This window comes from Ruminobacter sp. RM87, assembly GCF_000701925.1.
Lineage (GTDB): Bacteria > Pseudomonadota > Gammaproteobacteria > Enterobacterales > Succinivibrionaceae > Ruminobacter > Ruminobacter amylophilus.
This window is the reverse complement of record NZ_JNKD01000003.1, coordinates 26742-40728: the sequence shown is the minus strand read 5'-3', so window position 1 is coordinate 40728 and position 13987 is coordinate 26742. Positions and strand designations below refer to the sequence as shown.

The 13987-nt window shown below is 44.0% G+C and carries 13 protein-coding genes and 1 riboswitch; of the genes, 11 read left to right on the top strand and 2 right to left on the bottom strand.

Going from position 1 to position 13987, the window contains the following annotated elements; genetic code table 11:
* The first annotated feature begins 56 nt into the window (after positions 1 to 56).
* From T489_RS13390 to T489_RS15355, 5 genes are all read left to right on the top strand, one after another.
* Positions 57 to 494, top strand: a complete 438-nt coding sequence (locus tag T489_RS13390) for a DUF5710 domain-containing protein (RefSeq protein WP_037318427.1) — start codon at positions 57 to 59, stop codon at positions 492 to 494.
* Positions 495 to 694: 200 nt separating this feature from the next.
* Complete coding sequence (gene ttcA, locus T489_RS0101655; protein ID WP_051621700.1) at positions 695 to 1519, top strand: tRNA 2-thiocytidine(32) synthetase TtcA; 825 nt, start codon at positions 695 to 697, stop codon at positions 1517 to 1519.
* Positions 1520 to 1880: 361 nt separating this feature from the next.
* On the top strand, positions 1881 to 3803 hold the full coding sequence (locus tag T489_RS0101650; protein ID WP_031578311.1) for a methyl-accepting chemotaxis protein: 1923 nt from the start codon (positions 1881 to 1883) through the stop codon (positions 3801 to 3803).
* Between the two features lie 70 nt (positions 3804 to 3873).
* On the top strand, positions 3874 to 4317 hold the full coding sequence (locus T489_RS15360; RefSeq protein WP_051621699.1) for a transposase: 444 nt from the start codon (positions 3874 to 3876) through the stop codon (positions 4315 to 4317).
* Positions 4318 to 5292, top strand: coding sequence for an IS3 family transposase (locus T489_RS15355; RefSeq protein WP_369791968.1), 975 nt, complete (start codon positions 4318 to 4320; stop codon positions 5290 to 5292).
* Between the two features lie 112 nt (positions 5293 to 5404).
* Here the strand turns inward: T489_RS15355 and uspE are convergent, their stop codons facing one another.
* Together uspE and fnr are read right to left on the bottom strand one after the other, a co-directional pair.
* The gene (gene uspE, locus T489_RS0101635; protein WP_031578309.1) at positions 5405 to 6322 is read right to left on the bottom strand and encodes a universal stress protein UspE; all 918 of its coding nucleotides are present in this window, start codon (positions 6320 to 6322) and stop codon (positions 5405 to 5407) included.
* A gap of 194 nt (positions 6323 to 6516) precedes the next feature.
* Positions 6517 to 7245 (bottom strand): fumarate/nitrate reduction transcriptional regulator Fnr, encoded by a 729-nt coding sequence (gene fnr, locus T489_RS0101630; RefSeq protein WP_037318424.1) that lies wholly within the window; start codon positions 7243 to 7245, stop codon positions 6517 to 6519.
* Between the two features lie 312 nt (positions 7246 to 7557).
* Between fnr and lpxK the strand changes: the two genes are divergently transcribed.
* The 6 genes from lpxK (at position 7558) to lysC (ending at position 13831) form a co-directional block, all read left to right on the top strand.
* Complete coding sequence (lpxK, locus tag T489_RS0101625; RefSeq protein WP_031578307.1) at positions 7558 to 8559, top strand: tetraacyldisaccharide 4'-kinase; 1002 nt, start codon at positions 7558 to 7560, stop codon at positions 8557 to 8559.
* 41 nt (positions 8560 to 8600) lie between these two features.
* Complete coding sequence (kdsB, locus tag T489_RS0101620) at positions 8601 to 9356, top strand: 3-deoxy-manno-octulosonate cytidylyltransferase (RefSeq protein WP_031578306.1); 756 nt, start codon at positions 8601 to 8603, stop codon at positions 9354 to 9356.
* Positions 9357 to 9446: 90 nt separating this feature from the next.
* Positions 9447 to 10211, top strand: a complete 765-nt coding sequence (locus T489_RS0101615) for a Bax inhibitor-1/YccA family membrane protein (protein ID WP_031578305.1) — start codon at positions 9447 to 9449, stop codon at positions 10209 to 10211.
* Positions 10212 to 10677: 466 nt separating this feature from the next.
* The gene (locus T489_RS0101605; protein WP_031578304.1) at positions 10678 to 11076 is read left to right on the top strand and encodes a hypothetical protein; all 399 of its coding nucleotides are present in this window, start codon (positions 10678 to 10680) and stop codon (positions 11074 to 11076) included.
* A gap of 453 nt (positions 11077 to 11529) precedes the next feature.
* Positions 11530 to 11928 carry a hypothetical protein gene (locus tag T489_RS0101600; protein WP_031578303.1) on the top strand — a complete coding sequence of 133 codons (399 nt, stop codon included), beginning with the start codon at positions 11530 to 11532 and terminating at the stop codon, positions 11926 to 11928.
* 286 nt (positions 11929 to 12214) lie between these two features.
* Positions 12215 to 12386, top strand: a riboswitch (Lysine riboswitch).
* A 68-nt stretch (positions 12387 to 12454) separates the two neighbouring features.
* Complete coding sequence (lysC, locus tag T489_RS0101595; RefSeq protein WP_031578302.1) at positions 12455 to 13831, top strand: lysine-sensitive aspartokinase 3; 1377 nt, start codon at positions 12455 to 12457, stop codon at positions 13829 to 13831.
* Positions 13832 to 13987: the final 156 nt, after the last annotated feature.

The window sequence follows — 13987 nt, the reverse complement described above, 5'->3', positions numbered from 1 at the left end:
ATTGTCTGTATGGGTATGTTCGGGACAGGCAGGTATCTGTCGTTCTGTGAGGTTTTATGACTGATAACAATGATTTTGATGCTGAAGAACTGTTCAGACACAGTATTGAAAGCATCCCGGTATCTGAAGACGATTATCTGGTTCCTGTTGATGACGGGCAGGATTTCTGCTGTGAGGATCTGCCTTTCATTTATTCTCAGGATTCAGGCGTGATTCCTCAGGTTTCTCCTTCCGGCAGAGCCTCCGGGTACGCATATCCTGCCGCAGCCGCACCAGAGGGACGGCAGCAGAACTCAGGTTATGCTTCAGGCGGAAGACAGAGAAGCGGTGACAGACAGTCATCAGCAGGAAGTTCTTCAGACGTGACCTACCTTAACGTGCCTTTCAGCGAGAAGGACGAAGCCAAGTCTTTAGGAGCCAGATGGGATAAAAACGTCAAGAAATGGTATGTTCCCGCCGGTGTGGCTCTGGAAGATTTTTCCAAATGGATGTAGTATTTCGGATGTCGCGTCCTGACAAGGGACATCGGATTTAATGAACATGCCGACAGGCAGACGAGAAGGCGGATTCAGAATTCCGCAAGTGATCTTTAACCGCAGCTGTTGATGACATCTGCGGTTTTATATAGGTATGAGGTATCGGTTCAGTGCCATGCCTCCCCGCAATTAAGACAACAATAAAGCAATTAGACAATATGGTTAATGAAACTAAAGAAGAATTGAGTCAGAAGCAGCTTTACAATTTCAACAAGCTGCAGAAGAGACTGAGACATGCGGCCGGAAAGGCCATTGCCGACTTCAACATGATTGAGGCCGGCGACAGGGTGATGGTATGCATGTCAGGCGGAAAGGACAGTTATGCTCTGCTGGAGATACTTCATAGTTTAAAGCGCAGTGCTCCCGTTGATTTCGAGCTGATTCCGGTGCATCTTAACGGCATGTTCCCGAAATATCCCGAAGGGATAGTGGAAAACTATCTTAAGGAAACCGGACTTGAATATCATGTCATAAAGGAAAATATTCACGACATCATTATCGACAAGATTCCTGACGGCAAAAACATCTGTTCCCTCTGTTCCCGACTGAGAAGAGGTATTCTGTACCGTACGGCAAGAGAACTCGGAATCACGAAAATCGCACTCGGCCATCATGCCGATGACATCCTCGCAACATTTTTCCTGAATCTGTTCTATGCCGGAAAGCTCAAGAGCATGCCTCCTAAACTTCTGACTGACGACGGGGACAACATCGTGATAAGACCTCTGGCCTACTGCAGGGAAAAGGATCTAATCAGACTGGCTGAAATCAGAAATTATCCGATTCTGTCAAAAGACATCTGTTCTCTGGGTGAAAACAAGATGCGCAAGGAGATTGAGGAGATGATAAGAAACTGGGACAGACAGTATCACGGCCGAAGTGAAATCATGTTCAAGGCCTTAAAGGATATCTGTTTGAGCCATCTTCTCGATACAACCAAATATGATTTCAATCTGAAGGCTGAACGAAAGTCCGAAGATTAGAAATATTTACGGCAGGGATATTCACAGGCAGTCATTACTGTTAATATCCGGCATCAAACTATCAGTAACGTCAGCGGAAATCAGCGTGATTCCGCTGTCGTGCATTTTTTGAAAATCAGAAATCGAAGTGAAAGCGGTCGTAAATGCCCGGGCTTTCCTTTTGTATCCGTATCATTCTGAATGATCGTAAACATACAAAAAACGGAATATGATTACATAAATGAGATAGGTTGCAAAATACGGCGGCCGGTATCGTGTTAAAATTCATAAGTATATTATTTCTATTGAATAGACACAGTAAATAATATTTTTTTCGAACTGCTGTGTTTTTTGTATGACAAGTCTCCTGTACGGGTGCGCTATGAAATCTTTGAGAGCCAAAATATTTATACTGACCCTGATTCCGCTGATTCTGTTTTTTCTGGCGATGATGATAAACAGCATCATGTTTGATAAAAAACGCACGGTAAGTGATTCCTATCGTTTTTTCAACGCGGTAGCGCACAACTTCAGTAATACTCTTGAAAAATGGCAGAAGGAGAGAGCCGAGATAGCTACCAGTCTGTCCAACATGAATCTGCAGAAGCTTATTGATCGTGAGTTTCTCAAGGTTACCGGAAATGCATTTAAAATGGATGTTTACTATGCTACTGATGACGGAAAGATTTACGCGAGTGATCAGACAGATGAGGAACATGCCAAAGGTGCGTATGATGACGGATATGAGGCCAGAAAACACGGCTGGTTCAAACGGGCCACTTCTGAGGTCAGAATGGATGATATGGAGTATGAGGAAACCGTATCCGACTGGGTTGTGTCATGGCTTGTAAGGAAGGAGAACGGGGTACTCGGCGTGGATGTTCACATCCATGACATAGCCGTCGTAAGTGACGATCTGGATCTTCCGAACTCAGCCAGGGTACTTCTGCTCAACAGCGTTAACGACATAGTTACATGGAGTGGTGACGACAGTTACCGAGGAAAGAATGTTTCCGAACTTGATCCAGTCTATACTTCTGAGTTCATAAACAACGTCCTGAACGGCAATCGCAGGGAATTCGTGAGCTATAAGGACAAAACAGGGGAAGATAAATGGATTCTGGGAACCATGGTAGGGGATTCGAAATGGAAGGTGTTTATCTGTCTCGATGAGAGAAGTGTTCTCAGCAGTCTCAACAATACCATTTTTATCGAGTACTGTGCCATGATTATTATGTTTATAATCGTGTTCATTTCAGTAAGACTCTACATTACCAGATATATTTCAGTTCCGGTTTCAGACATTACCTCTCTTATCAGCAACATGAACCGCAATCATGATTTTTCCGATCGTATTGAAGAATGCTGTTCAAATGATGAAATAGGTGAAATGTCCCGAAACATGAATGAGTACCTCGAAGAGCAGTGCCGTGTTGTCAGAAAAGTCAGGGCAATGGTTGATTCTCTGCTCAGCAGTATCGATACATGTACCGCTGCCGCCACCAATGTGGAAAATGAACTGATAAAGCAGGAGACAGTTACCGGAAACGTGGCTGAATCAATCAAAAAGATGCATCTTGCCACAGATGAAATCTCCAGAAATTCAGATGACGTGGCCTCAAAGGTTTCATCCATTCATACTCTTTCAAGCAACAGTGTGGATATAGCCAATAATGCCAAGGAATCGGTAAACGTACTTCGAACCGATATAGAAGCGACTTCCATGGCCATAGAAAATCTTGGAAAACTCACTTCCGGAGTTGCTTCAGTGGTCGGAACCATCAGAGAAATTGCCGAACAGACCAATCTTCTGGCACTCAACGCCGCCATTGAAGCTGCGAGAGCAGGGGAATACGGGCGCGGTTTTGCCGTGGTCGCCGACGAGGTGAGAGCTCTGTCCTCCAGAACACAGGATTCCATTACCGAAATTGAAAACAGCACGAAGGCTTATCAGGAGGGAACCGATAAGGCTATAGGCATGATGAACAGGAGTTCAAAGAGCTGCAGTGTCACCATCGAATGGGTTGAATCCATTGTGGACAAGCTTAATGAAATTGATACCCACATGGCCAACGTGGCAGAGATGACGGCTTCCACAGCCCGTTCAACCACTGTTCAGGAACAGAATTTTGATGTGGTTCATGACAGTATGGACAGAATGCATCAGAGTACTCAGGAAATCTCTGCGGACATGGTTCAGTGTACCAGGGCATATATGGTACTTTCAAAGGCTGTTCATGAGATGAGGGAGGCATTTGACAGATTCAAGATAACTGATGACGTTATCGAGGATTCAGAAGAATAGAATCAAATCAAAAGGCCTGTTCTGAATGTAATGCCCCCCGTAAGTTGGACAAACTTGCGGAGGCATTTTTATGAAGTTTACATACAAAGATAAAGTCGAGATGTATCGACTTTGGAAAGAAGAACATTACAGTTCAAGAAGACTTGCAGCACAATTTAAATGCAATCGAACCGTAGCGACCTACATAGTAAAGCTGATTGATATTCATGAATTATCTGTAGTTCGAAAGAAGAAAAATAAAAAGTATTCAGCAAAATTTAAGGAAGAAGCGATCCGGAGAGTTTTGATAAATCATGAATGTGCGATGCAGGTTTCTTTGTCTTTGGCGCCTCCTGGGTGCGGTATGCTCTCATCATGGCTAAAATCATACAAAGAAAACGATTATAATGTTATCGAAAGAAAGCGAGGACGTTATGGCCAAAAAGAATCAGCGGAAGACAGAATCATCAGAAGAGCTGATGAAGAAGATACAGGAGCTTCAGAAGCAGAACATGAAGTTATTGATAGAGAATGAATACTTAAAAAAATTAGACGCCTTAATTTCGGAAAGAGAAAAACGAGAACAGAAGAAATAGCCAATGCTATTACTGAGTTAAGGCGGGAACTGAAATGCTCTCTGCGGTTTATACTTGCTGTCATCAACGGTATGCCGGATGTTCCTCATATGACTCGTTCTGATTATTACTACACGATAAATAAAATTGACAAGGACGAAAAGAATCAGGAACTTACAGAAGAGATCAAGGCAATATATGCTGAACATAAGAAGCGCTACGGCTATCGTCGTATCACTCTGGAACTTGCTCGCCGCGGTGTCTGTGCAAATCATAAAAAAGTTCAGCGCCTGATGCAGAAATATGAGCTTAAAGGCATTACTCCCAGAGTGAAGTATAAGTCATACAAGGGTGATTTCAACGGTATCGTTAAGAATCTGCTTCTTAACAAGGTAGTAGACACTGAAAACCATAAAACGTACTATACCAGGAATTTCTGTACTACATCCGTGAATCAGAAATGGACCACTGATGTATCTGAATTTCACATCGCAGCGGGAAAGCTTTATCTGTCCCCGATTTTGGATATGCACAATGCAGAAATCGTATCTTTCAATATTTCAAAATCACCGAATTTCACTCAGACAATGGATATGTTGAATCAGGCGTTTCAAAAACATCAGAAGCTTGAAGGGCTTATTCTTCATTCAGATCAAGGCTGGCAATACCAGATGACTCCGTATCATTCAATGCTAAGAGAAAAAGGTATCATTCAGTCAATGTCTAGCAAGGGAAACTGCTATGACAACAGTATCATGGAAAATTTCTTTGGAAAGATGAAAAACGAGATGTTTTATGGAAATGAATACGAGTTTAGCACACTGGATGAACTTAAAGATGCAATGGAGAAGTATATCTATTACTATGACAATAATAGAATACAGGAAAAACTAAAAGGCCGAACTCCTTGTGAGGTAAGGAATTCAGCCCTATAATAAGCATAAGTTTTTTTTTGTTCAACTTATGGGGTACACTCTAGAAAAACAGGCCTTTTTTTAATGGAAATCAGTCCGTATCGCGTTTTACTTCCGGTACTGATGACAGTAACTATCTGATATTTTTACTGATTACCATAATGTCACAGTCAACCTCGTCGGTGATCTGTTCACAGACATTTCCCACAACGGTTCCCGCAAGTCCCTTTCTGGCGGAACTGCCGATAAGAAGCGCGGTGGCGTTCAGTTCTCTTACCTTGTGATGAATTACGTCATCAGCCCGTCCCACGCAGATATGACAGTATTCCTGCGGAATTCTGTGCTTACCGGCAAAGGCGGTTAATTTATTGTGGTTATGATTGTAAACGGCTTCGGTATACAGATCCGGAGAGAATCCCGGAATTTCAACAAGAGTTGACGGTGAAATAGGTTCGGCGGCATTAATCAGATGAATGTTGCCCTTGATAATGGTAGCCAGCTGCTGAGCATGACGCAGAAGTCTCAGATTCATGAGACGCTGTTCGTGTTCATCCTGATCATCAAAATTGACGGCAACCAGAATATTGGCTCCGCTTTCCCACTTGTGTTCCTTGGTGATGATTACCGGAATAGGGGAATATCGCAGGAGTTTCCAGTCGAGAGTTGTGAACAGCAGCTCTTTTGTTATTTCGTGGTCGTCCACGTCCTTTATCAGAAGGTCGTAGTCACTTGAATTGATTTCGTCCACAATTGCCCTGGTGACGTTGCGCTGCCACACAACCTTGCATTCAAGGTCGGCGTTTTTGGCGTTAAGTCTGCTCATGGTCTCTTCAATCATCTGTTCATGAGTTGCCATCAGCCTGTTTTTCAGATCAAGCTGAGTCTGCACGTCAAGAACGGAAGTAAGCTCTGTTGAAAAGTCATACATGGCAATCATGACGGTGATTCGGGTGTCGGGAGCCAAACCGGATATTTCCAGCGCTCTGGTGAGTGCGGACTGATGTTCGTTACCAGGTTCCACAACTGCGAGGATATGTTTGTACTTTCTCATACGTCCTCCTTGTAAACGGATAGTAGATACATCCTTCTTTAAATTTTAGACAAATTTTTGAGTAAAGTTTTTGAATTCAATCTATATATTGATATTCGCAGACAGGATCTTTTTTAAAAGTGTGTACTATGACTAAAAAAAGCATGGTCGGGTAAAAGCAGACGGCACCGGAAACGGAGTCGGAGTTAAATGTCCTAAGACTCAACTATTTCCCTGAGCTTTTCATGATTGATGATGGTGATGTACTTCCCTTTTACGGAAATAATCTGCTTCTGCTGGAATTTTGACAGCAGGCGGCTGATGGTTTCAACGGTAAGGGAGATGTAATTGCCGATTTCATAGCGGGTCATCGGCAGTTTGATTTCGTTGCCGGAGAGATTTCTTCTTTTGAGATTGTCTGACAGATGTACGATGAAGGTGGCAAGACGCTGTTCAGCCGTCTGTTTGGAAATCATCATCATCAGATTCTTTTTTACGGAAATTTCCGCACTGATGAGCTTTAAGAGTCTTACGTTAAGTGCCGGATATCTGCTGGCAAGTCTCATGAGCTGTTCAAAGGGAATTTCACAGATGTTTGACGTCTCCAGAGTCTGGGCAAAGGAAAGATGTCTGTTATCGGCAATGGCATCAAAACCGATGAGATCTCCCGGCATGTGGAAACTGGTTATCTGTTCTTCGCCGTGTTCGTTTATGGAGTAGATTTTTACTCCGCCGGATCTGATGGCGTACAGATTCTTGAGTTCATCGCCGGCCTTATAGATGATCGAGGCCTTCTGATAATTCTTCTTGCGTTCTATGATGCCGTCGATGGCGGTAAATGTCTGATGATCAAAACTGCCCGTGGAAAGACACAGAGAGTTTACCAGACAGGAGGCACATGAAAAATCACTCGGCGATTTGATTAGCTTTGGTCGTGAAGTCATGGTCTGTACCCTATATATCTGAATCATCATAAAACAGTCAGACAATCATAGGCTAAATAAGGCAATGTCTCAAATTATTTTTTATGATTATATGATAAAGTGCGATGTTTTTCCGGCAGGGTGTGATTGTTCCGCATGAGTTATTCGGAATTTCACGGACTCGGCATGAGAAGTACTGCTGAAAATCATGTCTGCCGGAACAGGAGGAATGAAACATTCCGTCTGTACAAAAACAGAAATATATTGAATAATGCAAAAAGAAAAAGAGCCTGTTTTATTTCGTCATAATGGATAACAGAGAGGTCTGCCGCAATGAGCTTGGAGAGCTGGGTAAAAGGTATATGGTTTGGCAATTCCGGGTGGAAATACTGCCTGCTTCCGTTTTCCGGACTGTACGCGGCGGTAACCTGTGTGAGAAGATTTCTGTACCGCAGGGGAATAGCAGGGAGCTATCGCAGCAGTATTCCCGTTGTCGTGGTGGGGAACATCATGGTAGGCGGCAACGGCAAGACTCCGGTAGTGGTGGCCATTGCTGATTTTCTGCAGAAGCAGGGTTACAGGGTAGCCGTGGTAAGCAGGGGATACAAGGCTCATCCGCCGGTATATCCATACGAGGTTACGGCAGAAAGTCAGGCCTCATGCTCAGGTGATGAACCGAAGCTGATTATGAAGAGAACCGGCGCCAGGATGATTATCGATCCTGTTCGCAGTCGTGCCGTTGCCCTTGCGGAAAAGGACTGTGACGTGGTGATTACCGATGACGGTCTGCAGCATTATGCACTACAGAGGGATGTGGAAATCATCGTCATGGATGGCATCCGCAGAACCGGGAACGGTCATCTGTTTCCTGCCGGACCGTTAAGGGAAGGAGAGTGGAGGCTTAAGACCGCGGATTTTCTGATAAACAACGGCGGAGTGCCGGAAAACGGGGAAATCTCCATGACTCTCAGTGTTGACGGAGTGGTTCCCCTTGACGAAACCGCAAAGCAGCTGCCGGGAAAGGCGGAAATCACGGCTCTTGCGGGTATAGGCAGTCCGGATCGCTTTTATGCCACCCTGGAAAAACTCGGCTACCGAATTATGAAGAAGGTGGAAATCGGCGATCACGAAATGGCTGACATAAATGAACTTTTAAAAGCCGAGAAGGAGTATCCCCTGGTAATGACGGAAAAGGATTACGTCAAGTATGCCGGACAGGGACTAGTCAATTCCTATTATGTTCCGGTGTCGGCTGAACTGCCGGAGAATTTTTTCACCGAACTCCTGTCCAAAATCAGAAAGGTATCTGAAGGAAAAGGTTCCTCAGACAGATAGAATTTGTTTACAAGACGTCATGTATAAAAGTGGAGAATGACATGAAATTTACTGTGATTATTCCGGCAAGATATGCCTCATCAAGACTTCCGGGAAAACCTTTAATGGATATCTGCGGCAGACCGATGATTGTGAGAGTCGTGGAACAGGCTCTTCAGGCCGGAGCCGACCGCGTGGTCGTGGCAACAGACGACAGCCGTATAGAAGAAGCCTGCAGGGACTGCGGTGCTGATGTATGCATGACCTCAAAGGATCATAACTCCGGAACCGAACGTCTTTCCGAAGTGGTTGAGAAGCTTGCCCTCAAGGATGATGAAATCGTGGTCAACGTACAGGGTGACGAACCGCTGATTCCTCCGGAAAACATCCGTCAGGTTGCTGAACTTCTGGACAGTTCCGAGGCTCCGATGTCAACTCTGTGCGTTCCGATTGAAGGCGAGGAGGTGTTTAATCCGAACTGCGTGAAAGTTATTTTCAATCACCGTCATGAAGCCATCTACTTCAGCCGTGCTCCGATTCCTTATGAAAGAGACAATTTCAGGGCAGGCAACATGGAGGCAAAGGACGGTCATGCCAGACATCTCGGGATCTATGCCTACAGGGCGGGATTCATCAAGGAGTATGTGAAGATGGCTCCGTGCGCACTTGAATCCATTGAGTCTCTGGAACAGCTCAGGGTAATGTATTACGGTTATAAAATCGCGGTGGATTACGCGCTTTCCGATCCGCAGGTCGGAGTGGATACCGCTGAGGATCTTGAAAAGGTCAGGGAGATATTTTCCGAAAAGTATCTTTGATATTGAATTTTTATATAAATGTATGTATAAATAGCATATACATAACATTTTGTTGAGTTATGTAATTTTTTTGTTAAAGGAATTATAAAGATGGCATTTTCTTCATCAAATCCACTGTCAAGCAGTGAAAGAATTTTGAAGGCTTCAAGAGAGCATGCTCTTGAAAATACCGGCGTTTTTGCGGTTAAAGGGGCATGTTCAAAAGCCGGTATCATGCTTGGACTGTGTCTGCTTTCAGTAATCGTTACCTATGCTCAGCTGGCTTCAGGTTCTTCCCTTTCTGCTGTTGTAATGATTGGAGCCCTGATAGGCAGTATGGCTGCATATTTCGCAGGTCTGATAGTTCCAGGCATCGCCATGGTGTGCGGTCCCGTATACGCAGTGTGTGAAGGTGTACTGCTCGGTTCATTCAGTTCATATGTGGACAGCAGATTCGGAAAGGGATTGAGTATTTATGCCCTAATCGGTACCGTTTCAATTGCAGGTATCATCTTTGCCGGTTATACCTCAGGATTTTTCAAGGTAACCGAAAAGTTAAAAAGTATCGTGATTACCATGGGTTTTGCCCTGTTTGTTACCTATCTTGCCAACTTCATTCTCGGTTTCTGGGGACATAACTTCACCTCAATTGCCGACGTTTCACTGCTGGGTTTTGCAATCAACATCGTTTCTCTTGCCATCGGCTGCTTCTATCTGCTGATTGATTTCGATGAGGTATACAATCTCGACGGCAACGCAGACAAGCGCTACGAATGGGTATGGGGCATGGGCTTCCTTGCAAGCGTGGTATGGGTATACATTGAAATCCTTAAGCTCCTTGTTAAGATCTCCACCTTACTTAACGGTGATGACTAAGAGTATGCGCTGATAGGATATCCTGTTGAGAAAATGGCGTTCTGCCAGGACCCCGGTAAGTTGAACAAACCTGCCGGGGTTTTTATTTGTGAAGCTGTCATATGAAGATAAAATCGGAACTGCCTGTATGCCGGTTAGAAAGAATAATGATACATGCGCTGAAAACGAGAGGTCTGTTTATTTATTGAAGGAAAATGTTAATAAAATGTAAAATAATCGTAGATTGTGGAAACGTTTTAGATGTTGCCCATGTCAAATTTTATGAAAAAACCGATAAATAAAATTCATATTATTGCCGAAATAACTAGACAATTCTATAGATAATAATATATTTTTATCTCGTCAGCTGATTTAATCTTTGGGATAATTACTGACATTTTGAAATTTACTGTATTTAAAGCCTGAATACGTCAGTTGCTTATGATTACGATTATGGTAACGCGTGAAAGGTGTTTTAGGAGTTATTATGAAAAAGTTTATCGCAGCATGTGCCTTATTACTCTCATCAGTAGCTTTTGCAGGTATTCCAGCTGGCTATCAGGAAGTTGAATCAGGTGCTGACAATCAGAGAGTATTCGTAAACGGTGAAACCGGTGCAGCTTTCAGCATCATGGTTCAGGCTAACGAAGAAGGTGCTACTGCAAAGGATATCGCTGCTGCCGGTGCTCAGGAACTCGGTTGTAAGGGTGAAGTAGAAGGCGACGAAACCTTCGCTGGTGCATCTGCTTGTGATGTAAACGGTCAGACCCTTGACTACGCTGTAATCGTTGGCGACGGCAAGATGGTTGTATTCTACGCAAACGATAAGGTTACTCAGGACGAAGTTACCGCTTTCACTACCTGGATCCTCAGCGACGAAGAATAATTTCTCGGTTGATCTGGAATTGAGAAACGGAGTTTCGTGAAAACGTAAAACGTAAAGAAGCCGGTGTCTGACGACACCGGTTTTTTACGTCTTATCGGAGTGTCCGTTATTTTCCTGAAAATCCTTGAGGTATGAAGGTTGAAAGACCGCAGAATATGCATAAAAACGAGGAGAAATCCAGCTGTCCGCGGTAACCTGAGGCAAAAAAAACGTGAATAGTGATAATGTTACAGATGTTGTCAAGTTCAAATTTTTTGAAAAATCTGCAGGATAAAAGCCGTGGAAATGCCGATATTGATAGACATTTTCAAGAAAAAGAATATATTGCTTCCTCGTCAGATGATTTAATCCCCGGGATAATTGCTGACATTTAAAAATTTACTGTATTTAAAGCCTGCACGTGTCCGCCGCTTATAATCAGATAGACACGTAAAAGGCGTTTTAGGAGTTATTATGAAAAAATTTATCGCAGCATGCGCCTTATTACTCTCATCAGTAGCTTTTGCTGGTATTCCTGCCGGCTATCAGGAAACTGAATCAGGTGCTGACAATCAGAGAGTATTCGTAAACGGTGAAACCGGTGCTAAATTCAGTATCATGGCTCATGCCAACGATGAAGGTGCTACCGCAAAGGATATCGTTGCCGCAAGTGCTCAGCAGCTCGGCTGTAAGGGAACTGTAGAAGGTGATGAAACCTTCGCAAATGTTTCAGGCTGTAATGTTAACGGTGAAAACCTCGAATTCGCCGTAATCGCAAGTGAAGGCAACATTGTTGTATTCTACGCAAACGATAAGGTTACCGATGAAGACGTTACCGCCTTCACTACCTGGATCCTCAGCGACGAAGAATAATTTTCCGGTTGATCCGAAATCGTGAATCCCTGTTTCGTGAAAACGCAGACCGCAGGGATGCCGGTGTCCGGCCATACCGGACACCGGTTTTTTCATCTCTGTCCGTAATATCCTTTACGCCCGCAGTTCTCAAAGGCTTTTTATTCCTTTTCATTACAGAAAAAATAACCGTTTTACTCCGTAGGGCCGGCATTAATCAGGGCTGGTGAAAAAAACGGCAAAATACCTGAAAAACCATTTGACAATGTGTATAAAAAAATGTAAATTCACTCACAATTCTTCGGAATCAACCAGAAGAGGCGCTCTTCTTAGGTATCCCGTTTAGCTAACATGCTTAAAATGCATTCGGGAAAGGGAATGAAGAGCCGAGGCAGTTAAAAACAGCATTAATTTAACTGTCGGCTATGGAGGCTGAATCCTTCAGGCTGTCACACTTAAGGTGAAGTGCTTCTGGCGGATTATTCCCCCGCCTTTATCAAACTTTCCCTTAGGTAACTCAAACCAATTTTTATTTTAAGGAGTTCATATGAACCAAGTTTGTGTTGCCAAGTTCGGTGGTACCAGTGTTGCTAACTACCAGGCAATGTGCAATTGTGCAAAGATCGTAACCAATAATCCTAATACCAAGCTTGTTGTATTAAGTGCAAGCGCCGGTGTTACCAATCTGCTTGTTGAACTGGCATCTGGTTCTCTTGATCAGGCAAGCATTGAGCAGCGTATGGAAAAGCTCTGTGCTATCGAAAATTCCATTCTTGATGATTTAGGTCGTCCTGAAGCCATTACCGCTGAAATTGAAAAGCTTCTTCATGAAATCAGAGAACTGGCCAACCACGCCATTATCGAACATGACGATGCTCTTACCGACAGAATCGTTTCATTCGGTGAAATCATGTCAACCAAGCTGTTCACTGAAGTGTTAAACAGCTTAGGCTACAAGGCCAAGTGGTTTGACGTTCGCACCGTAATGAGAACTGACAGTCACTTCGGTAAGGCTGCCCCTATCATCGAAGTAATCGCCAACGGCGCCAAGGAACAGCTCGCTCCGTTACTCGATGACTACATCGTTGTAACTCAGGGCTTTATCGGTTCAAACGCTATCGGTCAGACCACCACTTTAGGCCGCGGCGGTTCAGACTACAGTGCCGCACTTCTCGGTGAAGCAATTCCGGGCTGCGCAGCAATCGAAATCTGGACTGACGTTCCAGGTATCTACACTACCGATCCTCGTCTTGTTCCTGAAGCTCACGCAATTCCAGAAATCACCTTCTCAGAAGCTGCCGAAATGGCAACTTTCGGTGCCAAGGTTCTTCACCCTGCTACCATTTTCCCTGCAGTACGCAAGAACATCCCTGTATTCGTAGGCTCTTCAAAGGAACCTGAAAAGGGCGGTACCTGGGTTCGCAAGGAAACCAATTCAAAGCCAACCTTCAGAGCAGTTGCTTTAAGAAAGAACCAGATTTTATTAACCCTCCAGAGCCCTAACATGATCGGCGCCTGCGGTTTCCTGGCCAACATCTTCAGCATCTTCGCCAAGTACGGTATTTCAGTTGACCTGATCACCACTTCAGAAGTAAGCGTTGCCTTAACCATCGACTATACCGGCAGCCAGTCTAACGGTAAGTCTGTATTAAGTGAACAGCTTCTTCAGGAACTCAAGTCATTCTGCCGTGTTCGCATTGATGAAGGTTTATCACTCGTTGCCTTAATCGGTAACGGCATGAGCCAGGTAAGCGGTACCGGTGCTGCAGTATTCTCATCAATCTGTGATGTGAATATCCGTATGATCTGCTACGGCGCAAGCACTCATAACCTCTGCTTCCTCGTAAACGAAGATCAGGCTCCAAAGGCTATTGCTCAGTTACACCACAAGCTTCTTGAAGGTAATCCAACCTCTATCAAGTAACAGCCTGTTTTAAAGATGCCGGAGTTATCCGGTATCCGTGAATCATGAACGGATGTCCGTCATCAAGATGTGACATCCGTTTTTTTATTCATAAATTGTGATTTTCCGTGAATGCATCCGTCATTCAATTGTGTTATTGTAATCAGGCATGAATAT

Excerpts from the sequence above, each read along its gene's own strand:
- T489_RS15360 (WP_051621699.1), top strand. The coding sequence starts at position 3,874 with ATGAAGTTTACATACAAAGATAAAGTCGAGATGTATCGACTTTGGAAA.
- T489_RS13390 (WP_037318427.1), top strand. The coding sequence starts at position 57 with ATGACTGATAACAATGATTTTGATGCTGAAGAACTGTTCAGACACAGT.
- lpxK (WP_031578307.1), top strand. The coding sequence starts at position 7,558 with ATGAGCTTGGAGAGCTGGGTAAAAGGTATATGGTTTGGCAATTCCGGG.
- fnr (WP_037318424.1), bottom strand. The coding sequence starts at position 7,245 with ATGACTTCACGACCAAAGCTAATCAAATCGCCGAGTGATTTTTCATGT.
- T489_RS0101650 (WP_031578311.1), top strand. The coding sequence starts at position 1,881 with ATGAAATCTTTGAGAGCCAAAATATTTATACTGACCCTGATTCCGCTG.
- lysC (WP_031578302.1), top strand. The coding sequence starts at position 12,455 with ATGAACCAAGTTTGTGTTGCCAAGTTCGGTGGTACCAGTGTTGCTAAC.
- kdsB (WP_031578306.1), top strand. The coding sequence starts at position 8,601 with ATGAAATTTACTGTGATTATTCCGGCAAGATATGCCTCATCAAGACTT.
- T489_RS0101615 (WP_031578305.1), top strand. The coding sequence starts at position 9,447 with ATGGCATTTTCTTCATCAAATCCACTGTCAAGCAGTGAAAGAATTTTG.
- ttcA (WP_051621700.1), top strand. The coding sequence starts at position 695 with ATGGTTAATGAAACTAAAGAAGAATTGAGTCAGAAGCAGCTTTACAAT.
- T489_RS0101600 (WP_031578303.1), top strand. The coding sequence starts at position 11,530 with ATGAAAAAATTTATCGCAGCATGCGCCTTATTACTCTCATCAGTAGCT.
- uspE (WP_031578309.1), bottom strand. The coding sequence starts at position 6,322 with ATGAGAAAGTACAAACATATCCTCGCAGTTGTGGAACCTGGTAACGAA.
- T489_RS0101605 (WP_031578304.1), top strand. The coding sequence starts at position 10,678 with ATGAAAAAGTTTATCGCAGCATGTGCCTTATTACTCTCATCAGTAGCT.